Source organism: Chryseobacterium cucumeris (genome assembly GCF_001593385.1).
GTDB classification, from domain to species: Bacteria; Bacteroidota; Bacteroidia; order Flavobacteriales; family Weeksellaceae; genus Chryseobacterium; species Chryseobacterium cucumeris.
Genome location: NZ_LUVZ01000001.1, coordinates 304360 through 325158, shown reverse-complemented (window position 1 = coordinate 325158; position 20799 = coordinate 304360). Strand labels below are relative to the sequence as shown.

Here is a 20799-nt window from a genome sequence, read left to right as displayed (position 1 = left end):
TGTTTTTAAGAGGTTTTACAGCTGTTTTTTTCTCTGAATGCCTTGAATTCTTCATAGGTGTAATCAGGGCATGCCCCCGATTTCGAAGTGATAAAAGCACCCAGTGATGTGGCCTGTTTCATGATCTCTTCCGGAGATCTTCGCTGAATTCTTTTAGACAGGAACCCGGCCAGAAAAGAATCTCCACTGCCCACAGTATCTGCAATTTCAATATGAACTGCCGGGAAATCATACGCAATATTCCCCACAAAGTATCTGGCACCTTTACTTCCTTTTGTAAGGACAATTTCATTTAAATTAAAATAAGCCTGGAGATGTCTGATGCTTGTATCTTCGTCAATATACTCTTCACCTAGATATTCAAGAATGGTTTTGAGTTCTGCCTTATTCATTTTAACAAGATCAGCTTTATGCAATAATTTTTTAATGAATTCAAAATCAATAAAAGGAGGTCGGAAGTTAACATCAAAAACTTTGAATTTTGAATATTCCAAAAGTTCCAGCAGAGTATTCTGAGATGCTTCACTTCTTGTGATCAGACTTCCAAAAACAAATGCTTCTGAATTTTGTATCAGTTCCTTATGCTCCGGCAGTGGCTGAATATAATCCCAGGCAATATCCTGCACAATGTCATATGCAGCCTCTCCATGCTCATCAAAATCGGCAATGACAGTTCCTGTGGCCTTTTCCTGGTCGATCTGTATGAAATCTGTTGTTATTCCCCAATCCTGGATCTGATTAAGAAGTCGATGTCCTAAATCATCATTTCCTATACGGCTTAGCATTTTGGTATCGATTCCCATTTTGAAAAGATTGTAGGCAACGTTAAATGGCGCACCACCAGCTCTGGAACCGGTAGGGAAGATGTCCCACAGAACTTCTCCGAAGCACACCACATAGTTTGATTTATTTGTTATCATATTAGGTTAAACGTTTAAGTTATTGTTTAAAAAAATGTTTTATATCAGATTAATTATTTTAAAGAGGCTTTAGCAACCAGCTTTGCGGATAATGTTATTCTCTTTCCGGTAGCTGTATAATCATTGATTTGCCCGTCCAGAAGCTTAATTGCTTCTTCTGCCATTTCTTCAATCGGCTGTTGGATGTAGGTGATTTCCGTAGGGAAGAGGTCATAAGCATCGGTTTCATCAAATGCGATTACAGAGACCTGTTCCGGAACTTTTATATCGTTTTTAACGAGATAGGAAAGTCCTGCTACCGCAAGCTTATTACTGGAAAAATATAACGCGGTATTTTCAGGTTGTTTTCCCAGGTTATTTTCAAGCTGAGCACGTACCTCTTGTGCTATATTTTCTAATCCCACCAGAAGATATTGTATATCAGCTGTTTTGCTGGAAGAGCTTATTGCCTTTTCAAAACCATGCTGTCGGTCCAGCAGATGCGGAAGTTCAGTTTCGTAACCAATGTAGATCATTTTATCAAAACCCTTACTAAGAAGCAGGCTGGTTGTTCTCTCGGCTATCTCCTGATTATCAATGGTAATTCCCGGAACAGAAACACCTTTAAGATACCTGTCGATCGTTACAACAGGATATTTAAGCTGAATAAGGTTTTCAAGCGTCTTTTCTGATCCTGCTACAGGAGCAACGATCATTCCATCTACCTGCTGTTGTGAAAAAAGCTGGGTAAGTTTTTCAAATTTTTCTGCATTTTCGTCAGAACTACCAATAATCAGGGTATAACCTAATTGTAAAGCTTTATCTTCCAGATTCCTTGCTATATGAGAATAGAAGTCATTGGAAATGTCTGCAACGATGAGCCCCAGCAGCTTGGTCTTATTCGTTTTAAGACTTTTTGCAATCTTATTGGGAGTATAGTTAATCGTTTCAGCAATTTCAAAAATTTTTTTACGGGTCTCCTCGCTGATACGTTGCTCTTCCTTTCTGTTGAGAACATAAGATACTGTGGCTACGGAAACTCCTGCCAGTTTAGCAATATCTTTTATAGAAGACCTTTTCATTTTATTTTTTTAATAGGCAAAAATATTTCATAAAATAGTAAAAAAACAATAGTGTAATTTATTTGGTAGTTAAAAAAAATAGTGTAATTTGGCAAATTTTATCATTCTGATTAAAACATTGATTTACAATTGTTTACATTTTGTTGACTGTTGTAATATTAACCATTTGTTAAATTATCTTATGGTAATTATTAATTTTGGTTAAACGTTTATTCTATGAATTTCAAAAATTGTATATAATTTTCATTTCTGCCTGGCCAGTTAAGACTTAAAATTAAAAATATTTAATAGGATTGGAAAGTAATTTCCGGCTATATAATTTAGATTTCCTGTTTCTCAAGAAATCGTGGCGATTTGTATTTCGGGTTAATTAAAATCTTTTAAATGCAGGTTTACAATAGGGAGTTCTAATCCGGTATTATCCACGACAATAAAGCCCTTTTTATAAAGGTTTTTTATATATTCAGCCTTTTTGGTAATTGTATTAATCTTTATCAAAAACAATAACGGTTAACACAGAAGAAAGATTTTAACTTTGGATCAGCAAGGCCTATTTCTTATTGATAAAGAATCGTAAAGAAAAATTTTCAATTGTTTTGTGATTAATTTTATTTAGTTATATTTGAAGGTACTAAAAACTAATACATTAATAAATAACTATGAAAAATCTAAAGAAAATTACAAGAGATCAAATGAAAAATGTTCAGGGAGCAGGGACTCCAATTACATGTCCTGCAAAATACTATCTTAAATGCGAATCGATCTATGTTTGTGATCCAGACCAGGGTATTTATGATTGTGTTTGCTCTTGCGTTCCAATAGGATCTTAATAAAAACCTTTATATAGCAGAAGCCTTCTCTTTGAGAGGGCTTTTTTGTTATATTTGCAGGAAACTTCTAGTCATATCCATCTCAAAGATTCTAGGTAAACTTATACTAGGCATTCTCATATTATTCCTGTTCTTAGGCATGTGTTTAAACTACAAAAAGGATCTTTTATTTTCTCAATTTTCCAACTATACATTTTTAAATAAAGAATTCCAATAGAATAAACTAGATTTGGAAAAAAAATAAAACATGGAATTTTCTCCTTTTAATCCTGTGATCAAGCTTTGTCTGCAAGGGATGAGCTTTGAAGACAAGGGAATGCCTGAAGAAGCAGCTCAATTATTTTTAAAAGCCTGGGAAGATGCATCAGACGATCATGAAAAGTTTCTGGCAGCTTATTATCTGTCACATCACCAGAAAACCACCGCTGATCAGTTGAAATGGTTTGAAACTTCCTTAAAGTTTGCCTTAAAAATAAATGATGATACTGTTAAAAGTGCATTACCTTCTCTTTACCTGAATATTTCCAGATGCTATAATGAGTTAGGAGATCATGAAAAATCAAAAAACAATGCTGAATTGTCAGAGTTACTTCAAAAACATCCGTCTGATAAAGGTCCTTTTTACCACGGAACAAAAGCCGACTTACAGATCGGAGAACTGTTGACAGCGGGAGGAAATTCTAATTACAAATCAGAATTCAAAATGAATCATATTTATTTCACTGCTTTAATCAATGGAGCAGGGCTTGCTGCTGCACTGGCAAAAGGCAATGGAGCAGAGCGTGTTTATATTGTAGAACCCACAGGGAATTTCGAAAATGATCCCAATGTAACAGATAAGAAGTTTCCGGGAAATCCAACCCGATCTTATCGCTCCGAAATGCCTTTGAAAATTATCGGAGAAATTACAGAGTGGAGTAGGCCCAGTCCGGAAGATCTTCAGAAATTCCGTGAAAAACTGGACAACAGTCAAGGAGAAATTATTAATTAGGAATTATGGAAAAAAGCTGATTTATGACTGTACTCATAAAAGCCGGGATGGATATTTCATACATTTGGGATAAGTTTTTCATTCATTCAATAATAGTTTTTAGCCTCTTTTTAGAGGCTTTTTGTTTGAAAAGTTAAATTTTTCACAAATTAAATTACCGTTTAATGAATATTCTTATATTTGAAATGAACTAAAACATTTTAAACCATGAAAAATTTAAAGAAAATCTCGAGAGAAGAATTAAAAACAGTTAAAGGAGCAGGACCTAATGTTCCACAATGTCCTCCAGGTGCTTTATGGAGATGTGAAGCCATTGGTGTTTGTTCAGAAGATTTTGATCAATGGGACTGTCTTTGTGGTTGCTATCCGGTAACGCTTCCTTTTCCAAGATAAATCAAAGCCCTCTTTTCAGAGGGTTTTTCATTTAACAAAAACAGCCACAATGAAAATATTGTGGCTGCCTTTTTGAAATCAAATATCAACTATTATAAAGATCTGGAGCGGGCAATATTAATAAGGTACACAAGGTGTGCGTACATGCTTCGCTTTACAGACTCTACTTTTATATCTCCGGTGGCCTGATTGATGGTAGTAACCAAATCTGTATTACATTGACCCGCAAAGTTTCCACTTCCTAAATAGTTCACTGTATTGGTACTTGGATAAGAGATTCTGGGATAGTCAGGTGCTGTCTGATTAGCCACAGCAGTTGCATTGGCAAACCCTTTATTATCAACATATCGGGCTGTCCATGTTCCTAGAAATTGTCCGTTTCCTGTATTAATTCCCTGCCCTACAATAATTTGAGTGTCAACAGGATTACTGAATCCCGCACAAGAAGAGTAATGGTTTACAGAAACGGTACAGGAAGAAGCATTGTCGCCAGGTTGGAAGCATTTTCCTTCGTATACAGTCGATCTTTGTTCACTGGAAGAGGTAGATGTGTTCAGTATAGCCTTTGGCGCAAAAATTTCTTCTGGAGAAATAAGCGTTAAAACTCCTTGTGCATCTGCCGCAACAATCTTTTTTTCAGCATTTGAAAGTCCTCTTACTCTTACCAGACCATTCACATCCAAAGTATGACTTGGAGTGGCGGTATTGATCCCAACCTGCGCTGTTGAACTTCCACAAATAGCAAGTGCTGCCAAAAATAATGTTTTTGTTTTCATGTTATTTTTTGAAAAAGGTTAAATTTTTCACTAAGGTAAGAAATATCTTTAAAATAGAATGCAAACGGCATGAAATCTAATATAAACTAATTGTAAATGGATATTAAACATATTAATATTAAGTTTAACGTATAAATTTTAAAATAACTCAAAATTTATAGACACTCTATTTGTTTGAAAAATATTTGTATTTTAGCCGAAATATGTCGTTTTTTAATAAACATATTGGGTGCTAATTAAAATTCAGATAATTTGAATGAAAAAATTAGTAGATTTGCACGAAACAAAAAAATAATAAATATTAAGCAATATTCTCTCTGACTGGGTCTCTAGAAGGAAAGTACAGAAGAATAACAGGATTTTAGGTTATAAAACTACTGAAACTATGAAGAAACTTTTTTTACTTTTATTAACGGCGTTTTTATTTATCGGTTGCAGCTCTGATGATGATACTATTTATGATTATGTAGGAACATGGTCTGGTTCTTATGAAGGAGCAGACAAAGGAGTTTGGAACTTTGTGGTAGATGAAAGTGGTAAAGTGGTAGGAACAATGCATTCTGATGTTAATAATGAAAACTACAGCATTACCGGAAATTTAAGTGAGACAGGAGATCTTAACGCCAGAGTGGGGCTTCCTTCACAAGGAGATTTCAAAGGAACGTTAACCACAGAAAAAAAAGGAAACGGAAACTGGTCCAACTCACTTCCAACACCTGCCGTATCAGGAAGCTGGAAAGGAGAAAAGAAATAAAACAAGAAGTCTGCAGAATATACTGCAGACTTTTTTATTTAAACAAATCCCATATGGGTAATTTTATCATTTTCATCCTTTAATGCTATAAAATAGAGAAGACCATCCTCAGAAAAATACTTTTTAAAAGATGGATTCTGTTGTGTGTTCCAGCTGATTATTTCTTCATTACTTTCTATATTATAATTTTCAGAATCTAATTTCATCGTCATAATCATAGTATATTCTGATGTACAATGGTCATTTTTATACAGAACCTGATCTTCCATTCTTACACAATCTGAAACCTTCCTGACCGTTCCCCATTGAAAATCTCTCAGGAGTTTTCTTCCTTCTTCAGTCTTTAAGCCGTTTTCAACCGTTCTTTTTCCTCTTTCAGAAGTGTTATCTAAATCTTTGATAGCAGTCATCACCTTTGCAAATTTCTGGTAGAGTAGAGGATCGCCTGTTTCTTTAATATATACTTCCAGACTTTTCCGGATCATTTTCCCCATTTTGGAACAGTGTCCGAATTCAGAACTGTTCTGTCTTACTTTCTCATAGGATGGATTCTTTTTAAACGCAGCTTTATTAAACCCGCTTTTCTTCCGAACCACATTTTTGCCATTCAGAGTATAAAATACCAGATCGCCTACTGCTCCTGTGATCTTGATTACACTTTCATAGGTTGCCATATCTTTAAAATAGAAATCAAATATACCAATAAATAATGAAAATCAAAATTTTAACATATATTTATAATATAGTTGTAGTATAGTTATATTATAATTAAATTATAAAATGTATATTTGTGGTAAATTTTGTTAATTAATTATAAATCAGAAGAATATGGGAGCGGAATTATTTCAACAAAAAATAAAAGTAAAGCAGTTGGTGGTTACCCTGGCAGCTGCTGTTTTTATGGTTTCCTGTGGATCCTCGAAAAGTGCTTCTGCGAGCAAAAAGTCAAATACAAAAGCAGTAGCGAAGGCTGAAAATCTCAGAAAACTGGATTCAAAATTTAATGGCAGTGTTTCCAGGTCCATCAATGATATTTTGAAAGATGCAGAAAAGTATATCGGAACACCATATAAATTTGGAGGAAATACTTCTTCAGGATTTGACTGTTCGGGATTTACGGTAAAAGTATTTGAAGAAAATAATTTTAATCTTCCCAGAAGATCTTCTGATCAGGCCGATGCCGGAAAGAATATTGATATCAAAGACGTAAAACCGGGTGATCTGTTGTTTTTTGCGACAGCCGGAGGAAGCAGAGTATCCCATGTGGGAATTGTTCATGATATTGGCCCTGATGGAGAAGTGAAATTCATTCATGCTTCTACCTCAAAAGGCGTAATCATTTCATCCCTGAATGAAAAATACTGGAATAAAGCTTACCTTCATGCTCAAAGAGTGTTGTAAGGTTTTATTATGAATGATATTGGATGTCAGGACAAAATATTCAATGGGAACGGACTTTAGCTCAAACTTATAACTATTCTTTAACCACCCCGTCAAAAATTCTCTGAATTTTTGCCACACCTCCGGTGGAGGGGAATTGCCAGGTTTTACAATTGCGCATTTCTGCAAATCAATAATATTCTTGTCATTGCAATAGCATTGCATCCCAAAACCTATGAAATTTGTCCAAAACTATTATCATATGGCAGATTTCATCATATTCTTTATTCCTTTATATTTCATACTCTTCTTTATCATTTCCTTTGTTGGAATTAGTTATAAAGTAGCCAGACAGATTGGCAAAAATCCTAATGTTCTTCCCAAAGATGATTCTGCATATGGACTTGTGGGATTGTATTTTAAACTGGTTTTATTTGCTTTGTTTATCTATACAATACTTCTTTTATTTTTTCCGAAAGACATTTTCCCTGCTTTTAAAATCAATGTGCTGGAATATGATCTCATTCAATACATAGGGTTGGGTTTAATGATGATGGCATTGATTTGGGTTGTTATTGCCCAGTTACAAATGAAAAACTCATGGAGGATTGGAATTGATAACTCAGCAAAAACAGAACTGATAACTCACGGATTATTCAGGTTTTCAAGAAATCCTATATTTCTGGGTATGATTATCAGTCTTATAGGATTTTTCCTTGCTTTCCCTACCGTAATTGCTTTTGCTTTTCTACTGACGGGAAGTATGTTGATGCAGATCCAGATCAGGCTTGAAGAAGAGTATCTCTTAAAAGAACATGGACAAATTTACATCGCCTACAAAAAGAAGGTGAGGCGCATGTTGAGTCTTTATTAAATGCATGATGTTACAACCTGTTTTGCTGAACTTTTTTGTATCTTTGGGCGGTATAATTTTAAATAAGAAACATGTCGTTACAACAAACTATTGAAAATATCTGGGACAACAGAGAATTATTGCAGAATGAAGACAGCCAGAAGGCGATCAGAGAAGTCATTTCTTTAGTTGATAAAGGGGAACTTCGTACTGCAGAACCTACAGAAAACGGATGGCAGGTAAATGAATGGGTGAAAAAAGCTGTAGTAATGTATTTTCCGATCCAGAAAATGGAAACTATTGAAGTAGGCCCGTTTGAATTTCATGACAAAATGCCTTTGAAGAAAGGTTATGCTGAAAAAGGGGTGAGAGTTGTTCCACATGCAGTAGCGAGAGAAGGTGCTTACATTGCTCCAGGAGTTATTATGATGCCATCTTACGTTAACATTGGTGCTTATGTAGATTCAGGAACAATGGTAGATACCTGGGCAACAGTAGGAAGTTGTGCACAGATCGGTAAAAACGTTCACTTGAGCGGTGGCGTTGGTATCGGTGGAGTATTGGAGCCATTACAAGCTGCTCCCGTAATCATTGAAGATGACTGCTTTATCGGTTCAAGATGTATCGTTGTAGAAGGAGTTCACGTAGAAAAAGAAGCTGTACTGGGTGCTAACGTGGTATTGACTGCTTCTACAAAAATTATCGATGTTACTGGAGATACACCTATTGAAATCAAAGGAAGAGTTCCTGCACGTTCAGTAGTAATCCCTGGAAGCTATACAAAACAGTATCCTGCAGGAGAATATCAGGTTCCATGTGCACTGATCATTGGTCAGAGAAAAGAATCTACAGACAAGAAAACATCTCTGAATGATGCATTGAGAGAGAATAATGTAGCCGTTTAAGATTAATATTTTAATCTAATACCACAATCTTGAAAGAAAAATTTCTTAAAATACTATTAAACCCTAAATATATATTTGGGGTTTATCTTATTATATCCGTTGTTACTGCAATTTCCAAATATCTGAGAGGAGATTATGCGATCAATAACTATCTGATTTTTAAAAACGTATTCTTTAATACCATTCATCAGAAAAACTTATTTATCCATTATCCCGATCTCTATTTTGATCTGAACCATTATGGTGTATTTTTCAGTGCTTTGATTGCGCCGTTTGCCATGATGCCGGATTGGCTGGGAATCTCACTTTGGAATATTGCCAATACTTTCATCTTTATCTACGGAATTTATAAACTGCCTTTTTCAGACAGTAAGAAAGCCATTTTCGGATTGCTTTGCCTTCAGGAATACATCACAGCAGCTTTAAGTCTGCAGTTCAATGTGGCGCTGACCGGTCTTTTGTTGTTGTCTGCAGTGTATATTTACGAAAGAAAAGAAGTAAAATCCGTAACTGCAATTTTAATAGGAATATTTGTAAAAATCTACGGAATTGTAGGATTAACTCAGTTTTTCTTTATTAAAAGCAAAACTAAATTTATACTTTCAGGAATTGGCATTGCTATATTATTTTTCGTACTTCCGATGGCCTATTCAAGTCCGCAGTTTGTCATTCAGTGTTACTCGGACTGGTTTCAGTCTATTGTAGAAAAGAATAGCGAAAATCAGGTTCTTGGAAATATGCAGGATATCTCTTTAATGGGCTTTGTGAGAAGAATTTTAGGTGATGCATCCATTTCAAACCTTGTGTTTTTAGCAGGCGGATTGCCTCTTTTTGCTTTACCTTACATCAGAATAAAGCAATATAAGCATTATGCTTTTCAATTGATGATTCTGGCTTCAACATTACTATTCCTGGTATTATTCAGTTCAAGTTCAGAATCTCCAACCTATATTATTGCGGTGGTAGGAGTACTGATCTGGTTTTTCCTTCAGAAAGAAAGAACACCATTGATCATTGGATTGTTGGTTTTTGTTATTATTTTTACCTGTTTCTCAACTTCGGATCTTTTCCCGAAATTTGTAAAAGAGAATTATATTATCAAATATTCGTTAAAAGCCGTACCTTGTATTGTGATCTGGTTGAGAGTGACTTATGAACTTCTGACTAAAGATTTTGAAAAAAATTACAGCCTGAATTAATACATATGAAGAAAATTTCAATTGTAATTCCCGCTTATAACGAAGAAGGAAACGTGGCCATGATCCATCAGAAAATTAAAGAAGTTTTTGATGGTTTGAACAATTATGACTTTGAAATCATATTTGTGAATGATGGCAGCAGGGACAATACTCAACAAAAATTAGAAGAACTTTCCAGTCAATACGATGAAGTAAAATTCATCGAATTTTCCCGCAATTTTGGACATCAGCCAGCTGTAAAAGCCGGAATGGACAATGCCCACGGAAATGCAGTCATTTCTATGGATGGAGATCTTCAGCATCCTCCGGCTCTTATTCCTGAAATGATTCAGAAATGGGAAGAAGGCTATGATGTAGTTTTTACCTTTAGAACGTATCCGAAAGAGATTTCATTTTTTAAAAGAAAAACATCAGACCTATTTTACAAGCTTTTATCAAGTTTATCAGATGTTAACTTAACAAAAGGTGGTGGCTCAGATTTCAGATTGTTGGATGCGGGCGCTGTTGAAGTCATGAGAAACTTTAATGAAGACGATCTCTTCCTGAGAGGATTAACAAGTTGGATGGGTTTCAAGCAAACAGGAATCGACTTTACTGCAGCAGAAAGACTCTCAGGAAAAAGCAGTTACAATATCAAAAAGATGTTTACTTTTGCTTTCACCGGAATTACGGCTTTTAGCGTGAAGCCTCTTTATCTGGCAGCTTATCTGGGATTTTTATTCTCAGCACTTTCAGTAATCGGATATGGAGCCTACGTAATTCATTCATTTATTGCCAAAACAGAGATTTCCGGTTGGGCATCTTTGATTATGACCATTGTTTTCTTTGGAGGACTTCAGTTGATCATCCTCGGAATCATGGGAATTTATTTAGGTAAAATATTCAAACAAGTGAAAGACAGACCAAATTATATTATTAAAAACAAAAATTTTTAGAATGGTTTTATTGAGTTTTGACATTGAAGAATTTGATATGCCATTGGAATATAAGGGTGAAATTCCCTTTGAAAAGCAGATTTCAATTTCACAGACAGGATTAGAGAGAATTCTCGATATTCTTAAAAAACATAATGCTAAAGCTACTTTTTTTTCCACAGTAGTTTTTGCAGAAAATAGCAAACACCTTATCGAAAGGTTATTGAATGAGGGGCATGAGCTGGCCTCTCACACGTGGTTTCATTCAGAATTTGAAGACAAACACCTGAAAGAATCAAGAGAAAGGCTGGAAGAATTATTTTCCACAAAAGTGACAGGATTAAGAATGCCGAGAATGATGCCGGTAGATGAAAAAGCAGTGGAAGAAGCAGGATACGCATACAATTCCTCCATCAACCCTACATTTTTGCCGGGAAGATATAATAATTTAAAAGTATCCAGAACCTATTTCAAAGAAGGAAATGTGACTCAGATTCCGGCTTCGGTTTCTCCTAACTTCAGGATTCCTTTGTTTTGGTTAAGCTTTCACAATTTCCCTTTGTTTTTCTACAAAAAACTGGCTTCGGATTGTTTGAAAAAAGATCAATATCTGAACATTTATTTCCATCCTTGGGAATTTGCAGAAATTAAAGATGATACCTTTAAACTTCCTGGATTTACGGTAAAAAACTCAGGAAAAGATATGGTGGAAAGATTTGACTCGTTTGTAGGATGGTTGAAAGAAAAAGGACATACATTCGGAACATTTCAGGAATTTCAAAAACAGATCCAACGATGAAGATTGCCTTTGATGCCAAACGGTTTTTCCACAATACATCCGGCCTGGGAAACTATTCGAGAGATCTTGTAAGAATCCTTTCCGAATATGAACCGGAGAATGAATATCTGTTATTAAACAAAAATAAGTCCGAGAGAGGGAAAGATATTCTGGAACGCCCGAATGTTCACTTTATTGAAACCTCAAAAGGAAACTTTTCACGTCAGCTGAAAATGGGTAAAGATGCTCAGAAGCAGGACGCAGATATTTTTCATGGATTATCAGGCGAACTTCCACTCAAATGGGATCCAAAGCCTATTAAAAAGGTGGTTACCATCCATGATCTGATTTTTGTAAGATATCCGCAGTATTATTCTTTTTTTGACAGGAAAATTCATTTCTGGAAATTCAAAAAAGCCGCTGATACGGCTGACAAAATCATTGCGATTTCAGAACAGACAAAAAAAGATATTATTCAGTATTTAAAAGTTCCTGAGACTAAGATTGAAGTTATTTATCAGGGATGTCATCATGCTTTTAAAGAACAGCAGTCTCCGGAATTAATGAAGGCTGTCAAAGAGAAATTTAAGCTTCCCGAAAGATTTGTACTGAATGTAGGCACTATCGAAGACCGTAAAAACCTTTTGAATGTTGTAAAAGCGATCAACGGTACAGAAATTCCATTGGTTGTGGTGGGACGAAAAACCGGATACTATCAGAAAATAGAACGCTTTCTGAAAAGAAACAAAATGGAAAAACAGGTGCTTTTCCTTGAAGGCGTTTCTATGGATGAGCTGGCCTGTCTCTATAAACTGGCAGATATTTTTGTTTATCCTAGCTTCTTTGAAGGCTTTGGAATCCCTGTCATTGAGGCACTTTTCTCGAAAACTGTTGTTGTTACCAGCAATACCAGTTGTCTGCCTGAAGCAGGTGGAAAAGACTCTGTGTATGTAAATCCTGAGAACGATCTTGATATCCGAGCCAAATTAAAATTTCTCTGGGAAAATGAATCCGAGCGAAAACGCCGTGAGGAAAAGGGTTTCGAGTTTGTTCAGAAGTTTAATGACGAATCCATTGCAAAAGAGTTGATGAGTTTTTATCAAAAAATTATTTGAAAAAACTTTGCATTTTAAAAATAAATCCTACATTTGCATCATAATTCAATACAATGAAACCAACATTTTTAGCATTACATCATTATCATCATCATCTCTGCTAGACGGAATTGATTGATATAAGTATGTGCTAAAATCAAAAATAATTAAAACCGTCTGAGTAAATAGACGGTTTTTTTGTTTCCTGAATTCTCATCAGAAATTTCAACAGATCAGTTTTTATTTGCTCGGACCCAAAAAAGGCAAAATGAGTAAATTAAAAATTGCAATCCAAAAAAGCGGCCGGCTTTACGAAGAATCTCTTCAGCTTCTCAAAGACTGCGGAATCTTCGTCAACAACGGTAAAGACCAACTCAAAGTTTCAGTAGATAACTTTCCGATGGAAATCATGTATCTCCGGAACTCAGACATCCCGCAATACCTCGAAGACGGAGTGGTGGATGTAGCCATTCTTGGCGAAAATCTTCTGGTTGAAAAAGGTAAAAACATTAAAACGATCCAGCAACTTGGCTTTTCAAAATGCCGTGTTTCATTAGCTGTTCCCAAAGAAGTAGAAAGCGATGAAATCTCTTATTTCCAGGGTAAAAAAATTGCTACCTCTTATCCTAACACTCTGAAAAACTTTTTAGAAAACCAGGGAATTGTATCAGATATTCACGTGATTTCCGGTTCTGTAGAAATAGCACCTAATATCGGTCTGGCAGACGGAATATGCGATATTGTAAGCTCAGGAAGCACCTTATTCAAAAACGGATTAAGAGAAACGGTTACTTTGCTAAAATCGGAGGCAGTTTTGGCTCAAACGCCTCAATTATCAGCTGAAAAAGAAGCCATTCTTGAAAAATTTGTATTCAGAATCAAAGCAGTTTTAAAAGCAAAAAATTCAAAATACATTCTGATGAATGTTCCCAACGAAAAAATACAGAAAGTTGCCGGCGTTCTTCCCGTATTGAAAAGTCCTACGGTGATTCCGCTTGCAGAAGAAGGCTGGAGCAGTATTCATTCCGTGATTGATGAAGAACGTTTCTGGGATGTCATTGACGAACTCAAAGAAAATGGGGCTCAGGATATTTTAATCATTCCAATTGATAAAATGGTTATTTAAAAAAAATAAGAATGGTTAATGTTGGCCGACGCAAAGACGCAATAGAATAAAAATTAGGACTGTTTTAAGACGCAAAGATTTTATCTGCGATAAAATTGAATACTATTTAATACTCACATGCTTGCTGAAAATCTAAGATTTTCTTGCGTCTTAAAAAAAGATATATGAATTAAAAACTTTGCGCCATTGCGTAAAAAACAATTAAAAATAATACAATGAAAATATATAGATATCCCATAAAAGACAGCTGGAAAGACTTAGTAAAACGTCCTGTTTTGGAACAGAAAGAAATCTCAGGACTTATCACAGACATTTTTGCAGAAGTTGAAAAAAACGGAGATAAAGCTTTAAGAGAATTCAATGAAAAATTTGATAAAGCAGACACTCAAAGCATTTCTGTGACCGAAGAAGAAATTGAAAACGCAGAAAAACAGATTAGTAATGAACTGAAACAGGCTATCCAACAGGCTAAAGAAAATATTTCTAAATTTCACGCTTCTCAAAAGCAGGAAATTCAGAAAGTTGAGACAGTGAAAGGAGTGGTTTGCTGGCGTGAAAATCGTGCAGTAGAAAAAGTAGGGATTTATATTCCGGGAGGAACAGCTCCGTTATTTTCTACCGTATTGATGCTTGCGGTTCCTGCCAATCTTGCAGGTTGTAAAGAGATTGTTCTTTGCACACCACCGGATAAAAACGGAAATATCAATCCCGCAATTTTGTATGCCGCAAAACTTTGTGGAGTTTCGAAAATCTTTAAAACAGGTGGGGCGCAGGCTGTTGCAGCGATGACTTTTGGGACAGAGACTATTCCTGCAGTTAATAAAATTTTTGGTCCTGGAAATCAGTTCGTGGTAGCGGCAAAAGAATATGCACAACGGTATGGAGTTGCCATTGATATGCCAGCCGGTCCGAGTGAAGTTCTTGTCATAGCTGATGAGCAGGCTGTTCCTGATTTTTGCGCTGCCGATCTTCTTTCACAGGCAGAACACGGCAGTGACAGTCAGGTGGTTTTTATCACTACAGATATTAAAGTATTTGAAGAGACGGTTAAGGCTATTGAACATCAGATCATAGACTTGCCTAGAAATGAATTTGCGGCTCAGGCTTTGGAAAACAGCTCTTTTATTTTGATCAATACGCTGAAAGAGGCTCTTGAGTTCAGCAACCTTTATGCTCCTGAACACCTTATTTTGGCTATCGCTGATTTTGAAAAATACATTCCGCTGATTGAGAATGCAGGTTCGGTTTTTCTTGGAAACTACTCTTGCGAGAGTGCGGGCGACTACGCCAGTGGAACCAACCACACGCTTCCTACCAATGGTTATGCAAAAAACTACAGCGGAGTATCCCTGGATAGCTTTGTGAAGAAAATAACATTCCAGCAACTTTCAAAAGAAGGACTTCAGAATTTGAGAAAAACCATAGAACTCATGGCAGAAGCAGAAGGTTTGTTTGCTCACAAAAATGCAGTATCAATAAGATTAAAATGGTAAATGTTGAGAAACGCAAAACCATAAAACCATTTGAAAATAAAGGTCCTGGACTTAACGGTTTAAAATAGATTTAGATAAACAATACAATGAAAAATAACAGTATCAAAACACTCGTAAGAGAAAATATATTACAATTACAACCATACATCAGTTTCAGGGATCACAATGAATTTAATGCTCCGGTAATGCTGGATGCGAATGAAAGCCCTTTTGGAGAATGCAACCGTTACCCTGATTCTACCCAGAAAAAGCTTAAAAGCAAGCTTGCAGGGATTAAAAAAGTTGCACCTTCACAGATTGCCATAGGAAACGGAAGTGATGAGCTGATAGATCTTATCATTAAAATTTTTTGCGAGCCTAAAAAAGATGCCATTCTGATGATGAATCCGTCCTTTGCGATGTACGGTTTCTATGCAGCCATCAATGAAAATAAAATTCTGAAACTGGATCTGGATGAAAACTTTGAAATCGTAAAAGATAATTTCTTAAAGGTGGCAGATGATTCTTCACTGAAAATTTTCTTTTTATGTTCTCCTAATAACCCTACCGGAAACAGTGTGGATGATATTGAATTTTATATTCAGAATTTCAGCGGAATTGTAGTGGTAGATGAAGCGTATATCGAATTCTCTGGTAAAAAATCAAGTATTGAGTTGTTGGAAAAATATTCTAACCTGATTGTGCTGCAAACCTTCTCTAAAGCATGGGGAATTGCCGGAGCAAGAGTAGGTATGGCATATGCATCTGAAGAAATTATCAGTCTTATTAATACGGTAAAAGCACCTTATAATGTGAATGTTTTGAGCCAGGAATTGATTTTAAAGACTCTCGCGGAAGAAAACAGACTTCAGGAGAACGTAAGTCGTATTCTGGAAGAAAGAACATGGCTTAAACAGCAGTTTGAAGGAATTCAATGTATTTCCGAAGTCTTTTCAACAGATGCCAATTTCTTTCTGATCAGAATGGAAAATGTTGATAATGTCTATGCAAAAATGCTGGAAGAGGAAGTTTTAACCAGCAGAAGAGATCCGGCCATTCCGGGATGTATCAGGATTAATGTGGGAAACCGTGCCGAAAATGAAAAATTAATTAATCTTTTAAAAAGTATCTAACAATGAAAAAAGTACTCTTTATAGACCGCGACGGAACGCTTATTATCGAACCGCCTGCAGATTTTCAGGTTGATTCTCTGGAAAAGCTTGAGTTTTATCCGGGAGTTTTTCAAAATCTTGCAAAAATTGTCAATGAATTAGATTATGAATTGGTAATGGTCACCAATCAGGATGGATTGGGAACTGAGAGTTTTCCTGAAGACGATTTCATAAAACCTCATGAGAAAATGTTGCAGGCATTTGAAAATGAAGGGATAACTTTCAGTGATATTTTGATTGACAGAAGCTTTGAATCCCAAAATCTTCCCACCAGAAAACCCGGAGTTGGAATGCTCGGAAAATATATTTATGGGAATTACGACCTTGAAAATTCCTATGTAATTGGTGATCGAAATACCGATGTTCAACTTGCTAAAAATCTAGGTACTAAAGCTATTTATCTTAACAAAAACTTAAATAGCGAAGCGGAGCTATCTACTTTAAAATGGTCGGAGATCTATCAGTTCTTAAAATCAGGAATGAGAAAGGCTAAAGTATCCAGAAAAACCAATGAAACAGACATAGAAATTACGGTCAATCTTGATGGAAACGGAAAATCAGATATTTCAACCGGGCTTAAATTTTTTGATCACATGCTGGACCAGATTGCCAGACACGGAAATATGGATCTTACGATTAAAGTGAACGGAGATCTTGCCGTAGATGAACACCACACGATAGAAGATACCGGAATTGTGCTGGGAGAAGCTATTTTAAAAGCCTTAGGAAAGAAAAAAGGTATTGAACGATATGGTTTCCTGCTTCCGATGGATGACTGTCTTTCTCAGGTGGCTATCGATTTCGGCGGAAGACCGTGGCTGGTATGGGATGCTCCGTTTAAAAGAGAAAAAATTGGAGACATGCCTACGGAAATGTTTTTTCACTTCTTTAAATCCTTCACCGATGCTTCAAAGTCCAATCTGAATATCAAAGCAGAAGGAGATAACGAACACCACAAAATTGAATCCATTTTTAAAGCATTTGCAAAAGCCGTTAAAATAGCAGTGAACCAATCGGATGCTAACTACAGTTTACCTTCTACAAAAGGAAGTTTATAAATATGATCGCTATAATAAAATACAACGGAGGAAATGTAAATTCCGTTCAGAATGCCCTCAACAGACTGAATGTTGATTCCGTGGTCACCGATGATCCCGAACAGATTTTAAAAGCTGACAAAGTGATCTTTCCGGGCGTGGGAGAAGCTTCATCAACCATGAAACTGCTGAAGGAAAAAGAGCTTGATCTGTTGATTCCTGGTCTTATACAGCCGGTTTTAGGAATATGTCTGGGAATGCAGCTGATGTGTAAAGGAAATGAAGAAGGAGATACCGAAGGAATGGGGATTTTTGATATCAATGTCAGAAAGTTTCCGGCAAAGGATATTGTTCCGCATATGGGCTGGAATACCGTTTCCGGGCAGACTTCGCCACTGTTTTCAGGAATAGAAAAGAGTGGTGATGTGTATTTTGTTCACAGCTATTATTGTGAACTGTCAGACTATACAACATCGGTTTGTGATTATATCCTGCCATTCAGTGCTTCATTGCAGAAAGACAATTTCTATGCAGTACAGTTTCACCCGGAAAAATCGGGAATGGTAGGGAATCAGATCGTTAAGAACTTTATAAATTTATAATGATGAAGATAATTCCGGCTATTGATATTATCGACGGTAAATGTGTCCGTTTATCAAAAGGAGATTACAATACAAAGAAAATATACAATGAAGACCCTGTAGAAGTGGCCAAAGAGTTTGAAAGTTTTGGTATTCAGTTTCTTCACCTGGTAGATCTTGACGGGGCAAAATCAAAGCATATTGTGAATCAGAAGGTTCTGGAAAATATTGCTCGTGCCACTTCGTTGCATATTGACTTTGGAGGAGGATTAAAGACTCAGGAGGATATTGAAACAGCCTTTAATTCCGGTGCAAAACAGATCACTTTAGGAAGTATTGCAGTGCAAAATCCTGAATTCTGCTATGAAATGATTCAAAAGTATGGTGAGAAAATTATTCTGGGAGCAGACTGTGATAACAGAAAGATTAAAACCTCGGGATGGCTCGAAGAAAGTGACAATGATATCATCGATTTCATCCTTCAGTATCAGGAAAAAGGAATACAGACCACTATTTGTACTGATATTGCAAAAGACGGTATGCTGGAAGGTCCTTCAACAGGTCTTTATATTGAAATTTTATATAAAACATCTGTTCAGCTGGTAGCAAGCGGCGGTATTTCAAGTATTGCTGATGTCTATAAGATGAAGGATGTCGGCTGTTCGGGAACAATCATTGGAAAAGCAATTTATGAGGGAAAAATAAGTTTACAACAACTTCAAAATTTTATTGAAAATGCTTAAGAAAAGACTTATTCCATGTCTGGATATCAAAGATGGAGCAACTGTAAAGGGAGTCAACTTTGAAGATCTTAAAAATGCAGGGGATCCTGTAGAACTTGCCAAAAAATATGAGCGGGAAGGAGCTGATGAGCTTGTTTTCCTTGATATTACGGCAACTATTGAAAACAGGAAGACTTTTGTAGAACTTGTAAAAGAAATTGCCAAAGAGCTCAGTATTCCATTTACGGTAGGAGGCGGAATTTCGTCTGTGGAAGATGTAAGAAAGCTTTTGGAAGCCGGGGCAGACAAAATCAGTATCAATTCTTCCGCGGTTAAAAATCCGTCCCTTATCTCTGATCTGGCTAAAGAATTTGGGAGCCAGTGTATAGTGGTTGCTATTGATACAAGGCAAGTAGGCGATAAAGATCTGGTGCATATCAAAGGAGGAAGAGAAGCTACTGAACTTTCAACACTGGAATGGGCAAAACAAGCGGAATCCCTTGGAGCAGGCGAAATTCTGCTAACTTCTATGGATGGTGACGGCACAAAAAACGGCTTTGATATTAGGATTACAAAGCTGGTTTCAGAAAGTATGAGCATTCCGGTGATTGCTTCCGGAGGCGCTGGTACCATTGATGATTTTGTTAAAGTATTTAATGAAACAAAAGCTACAGGAGGCTTGGCAGCCAGTATTTTCCACTTTAATGAAATAGGAATTCAGGATTTGAAACAACAGTTAAAAACTCAAAAAATTGAAGTACGATGAAAATAGATTTTAGTAAAGATAACGGGCTTGTTCCGGTAGTGATTCAGGATAACAGAACGCTGCAGGTTTTGATGTTGGGCTACATGAATGAGGAAGCTTTTGAGAAAACAAAAAAAGAAGGAATTGTTACTTTTTTCAGCCGTTCCAAAAACAGACTCTGGACAAAAGGTGAGGAATCGGGTAATTTTTTAACGGTAAAAAGTATTGACATCGACTGTGATAAGGATACCATTTTAATTAAAGCCGTTCCGAAAAATGTAGTATGTCATACCGGAAGTTTCAGTTGCTTCGGAGAAAAGAGTCCCAAAGGATTTCTATATGAACTGGAAGAAAAAATCTCTCAGAGAATAGATACAAAGGCTGAAGACTCATATACTTACTCATTATATCAGAGAGGAATCAATAAAATGGCTCAAAAAGTAGGCGAGGAGGCCGTAGAATTGGTTATAGAGGCAAAAGACAATAATGATGATCTCTTTAAAAACGAAGCAGCAGATCTGCTGTATCACTTTTTAATTTTATTGAAAGCCAAAGGGTTTTCAATGGAGGAGATTGAAGAGATTCTTAAAGGCAGAGATCAATAAAATTGACTCGCTTTTTGATTGTGAGACAAGAATTCTTTCGGTAAATGAAAAGCGTTATTTTAAGATCATAGAAAATAAACTTTCAGATATGATTGATGGGTTACAGAAAGCTAAGAATTTAATGGATAACGGGCAATATATGCCCGCTGTAGAAATTTTACAGAATATCAGCAAGTTATCTACAAAATCTGAAATCTACAGACTATTATTCATGTCAAACTGCTGGTATAAACTAGGAGAATATCAATGGGCTATTGATATTGCGGATAATTTATTACAAAGAGACAAGCACAATAAATTAGCATCTCAGATAAAATATCTGTCCTATTGTGGACTTAAAGATTTTGATAAAGCCTTAGAAGAAATTATACGGTTTTTGTCATTTAATGAAGCGGATGTATATAAAATAACCCCTGGAAGAATTATTAGCAGATATCAAAAATGGTTTTATTAATGAACAAGCTATTATTTCTAAAATAAAAGGACTCGCA

At 36.0% G+C, this 20799-nt stretch carries 24 protein-coding genes; 20 read left to right on the top strand and 4 right to left on the bottom strand.

What is annotated here, in order from left to right; translation table 11 throughout:
• Nucleotides 1–5: 5 nt before the first annotated feature.
• Together A1704_RS01530 and A1704_RS01525 are read right to left on the bottom strand one after the other, a co-directional pair.
• Nucleotides 6–920 (bottom strand): carbohydrate kinase family protein, encoded by a 915-nt coding sequence (locus A1704_RS01530; RefSeq protein WP_062669801.1) that lies wholly within the window; start codon nt 918–920, stop codon nt 6–8.
• 53 nt (nt 921–973) lie between these two features.
• The gene (locus A1704_RS01525; RefSeq protein WP_062669799.1) at nt 974–1981 is read right to left on the bottom strand and encodes a LacI family DNA-binding transcriptional regulator; all 1008 of its coding nucleotides are present in this window, start codon (nt 1979–1981) and stop codon (nt 974–976) included.
• A 659-nt stretch (nt 1982–2640) separates the two neighbouring features.
• Between A1704_RS01525 and A1704_RS25110 the strand changes: the two genes are divergently transcribed.
• The 3 genes from A1704_RS25110 (at nt 2641) to A1704_RS01515 (ending at nt 4195) form a co-directional block, all read left to right on the top strand.
• Entirely contained in the window at nt 2641–2811 is a 171-nt protein-coding gene (locus tag A1704_RS25110; protein ID WP_409993834.1) for a bacteriocin-like protein, read from the top strand.
• A 577-nt stretch (nt 2812–3388) separates the two neighbouring features.
• The gene (gene arr / locus A1704_RS25060; RefSeq protein WP_065119540.1) at nt 3389–3802 is read left to right on the top strand and encodes an NAD(+)--rifampin ADP-ribosyltransferase; all 414 of its coding nucleotides are present in this window, start codon (nt 3389–3391) and stop codon (nt 3800–3802) included.
• A gap of 207 nt (nt 3803–4009) precedes the next feature.
• Nucleotides 4010–4195 (top strand): bacteriocin-like protein, encoded by a 186-nt coding sequence (locus tag A1704_RS01515; protein ID WP_062669797.1) that lies wholly within the window; start codon nt 4010–4012, stop codon nt 4193–4195.
• 92 nt (nt 4196–4287) lie between these two features.
• Here the strand turns inward: A1704_RS01515 and A1704_RS01510 are convergent, their stop codons facing one another.
• Nucleotides 4288–4971, bottom strand: a complete 684-nt coding sequence (locus tag A1704_RS01510; protein WP_062669796.1) for a hypothetical protein — start codon at nt 4969–4971, stop codon at nt 4288–4290.
• A gap of 385 nt (nt 4972–5356) precedes the next feature.
• Here A1704_RS01510 and A1704_RS01505 point away from each other — a divergent pair, with 385 nt between their 5' ends.
• The gene (locus tag A1704_RS01505) at nt 5357–5725 is read left to right on the top strand and encodes a hypothetical protein (RefSeq protein ID WP_034694405.1); all 369 of its coding nucleotides are present in this window, start codon (nt 5357–5359) and stop codon (nt 5723–5725) included.
• 38 nt (nt 5726–5763) lie between these two features.
• On the opposite strand, the gene A1704_RS01500 is transcribed toward A1704_RS01505, so the two are convergent.
• A complete protein-coding gene (locus A1704_RS01500) occupies nt 5764–6399 on the bottom strand; it encodes a hypothetical protein (protein WP_062669795.1) in 636 nt (211 codons plus the stop codon).
• Between the two features lie 154 nt (nt 6400–6553).
• Here A1704_RS01500 and A1704_RS01495 point away from each other — a divergent pair, with 154 nt between their 5' ends.
• The 16 genes from A1704_RS01495 to A1704_RS01420 all read left to right on the top strand — a co-directional run bounded on the left by A1704_RS01495 (nt 6554) and on the right by A1704_RS01420 (nt 20762).
• Nucleotides 6554–7126: a C40 family peptidase gene (locus A1704_RS01495; RefSeq protein WP_062669794.1), complete on the top strand. Its 573-nt coding sequence runs from the start codon at nt 6554–6556 to the stop codon at nt 7124–7126.
• A 214-nt stretch (nt 7127–7340) separates the two neighbouring features.
• Nucleotides 7341–7979, top strand: a complete 639-nt coding sequence (locus A1704_RS01490) for a methyltransferase family protein (RefSeq protein ID WP_062669793.1) — start codon at nt 7341–7343, stop codon at nt 7977–7979.
• Between the two features lie 71 nt (nt 7980–8050).
• Nucleotides 8051–8863, top strand: coding sequence for a 2,3,4,5-tetrahydropyridine-2,6-dicarboxylate N-succinyltransferase (locus tag A1704_RS01485; protein WP_062669791.1), 813 nt, complete (start codon nt 8051–8053; stop codon nt 8861–8863).
• 29 nt (nt 8864–8892) lie between these two features.
• Nucleotides 8893–10062 (top strand): glycosyltransferase family 87 protein, encoded by a 1170-nt coding sequence (locus tag A1704_RS01480; RefSeq protein WP_062669788.1) that lies wholly within the window; start codon nt 8893–8895, stop codon nt 10060–10062.
• A 5-nt stretch (nt 10063–10067) separates the two neighbouring features.
• Nucleotides 10068–10997, top strand: coding sequence for a glycosyltransferase family 2 protein (locus A1704_RS01475; RefSeq protein WP_062669786.1), 930 nt, complete (start codon nt 10068–10070; stop codon nt 10995–10997).
• 1 nt (nt 10998) lies between these two features.
• Nucleotides 10999–11775: a polysaccharide deacetylase family protein gene (locus A1704_RS01470; RefSeq protein WP_062669784.1), complete on the top strand. Its 777-nt coding sequence runs from the start codon at nt 10999–11001 to the stop codon at nt 11773–11775.
• Entirely contained in the window at nt 11772–12869 is a 1098-nt protein-coding gene (locus A1704_RS01465; RefSeq protein ID WP_062671537.1) for a glycosyltransferase family 4 protein, read from the top strand. The genes A1704_RS01470 and A1704_RS01465 overlap by 4 nt, the downstream gene beginning before the upstream one ends.
• Before the next feature lie 247 nt (nt 12870–13116).
• Complete coding sequence (gene hisG / locus A1704_RS01460) at nt 13117–13974, top strand: ATP phosphoribosyltransferase (RefSeq protein WP_062669782.1); 858 nt, start codon at nt 13117–13119, stop codon at nt 13972–13974.
• A 215-nt stretch (nt 13975–14189) separates the two neighbouring features.
• Entirely contained in the window at nt 14190–15467 is a 1278-nt protein-coding gene (hisD, locus tag A1704_RS01455) for a histidinol dehydrogenase (RefSeq protein WP_062669780.1), read from the top strand.
• An 86-nt stretch (nt 15468–15553) separates the two neighbouring features.
• Nucleotides 15554–16579, top strand: coding sequence for a histidinol-phosphate transaminase (gene hisC, locus A1704_RS01450; RefSeq protein WP_062669778.1), 1026 nt, complete (start codon nt 15554–15556; stop codon nt 16577–16579).
• Between the two features lie 2 nt (nt 16580–16581).
• Entirely contained in the window at nt 16582–17676 is a 1095-nt protein-coding gene (gene hisB, locus A1704_RS01445) for a bifunctional histidinol-phosphatase/imidazoleglycerol-phosphate dehydratase HisB (protein ID WP_062669775.1), read from the top strand.
• 2 nt (nt 17677–17678) lie between these two features.
• Nucleotides 17679–18257 (top strand): imidazole glycerol phosphate synthase subunit HisH, encoded by a 579-nt coding sequence (gene hisH / locus A1704_RS01440; protein WP_062669773.1) that lies wholly within the window; start codon nt 17679–17681, stop codon nt 18255–18257.
• A gap of 2 nt (nt 18258–18259) precedes the next feature.
• The gene (hisA, locus tag A1704_RS01435; RefSeq protein ID WP_062669771.1) at nt 18260–18979 is read left to right on the top strand and encodes a 1-(5-phosphoribosyl)-5-[(5-phosphoribosylamino)methylideneamino]imidazole-4-carboxamide isomerase; all 720 of its coding nucleotides are present in this window, start codon (nt 18260–18262) and stop codon (nt 18977–18979) included.
• The gene (gene hisF, locus A1704_RS01430; protein WP_062669769.1) at nt 18972–19724 is read left to right on the top strand and encodes an imidazole glycerol phosphate synthase subunit HisF; all 753 of its coding nucleotides are present in this window, start codon (nt 18972–18974) and stop codon (nt 19722–19724) included. The genes hisA and hisF overlap by 8 nt, the downstream gene beginning before the upstream one ends.
• A complete protein-coding gene (gene hisIE, locus A1704_RS01425) occupies nt 19721–20308 on the top strand; it encodes a bifunctional phosphoribosyl-AMP cyclohydrolase/phosphoribosyl-ATP diphosphatase HisIE (protein WP_062669766.1) in 588 nt (195 codons plus the stop codon). Before hisF ends, hisIE begins: the two co-directional genes overlap by 4 nt.
• Complete coding sequence (locus A1704_RS01420) at nt 20277–20762, top strand: tetratricopeptide repeat protein (protein WP_062669764.1); 486 nt, start codon at nt 20277–20279, stop codon at nt 20760–20762. The genes hisIE and A1704_RS01420 overlap by 32 nt, the downstream gene beginning before the upstream one ends.
• The last annotated feature ends 37 nt before the right edge of the window (nt 20763–20799 follow it).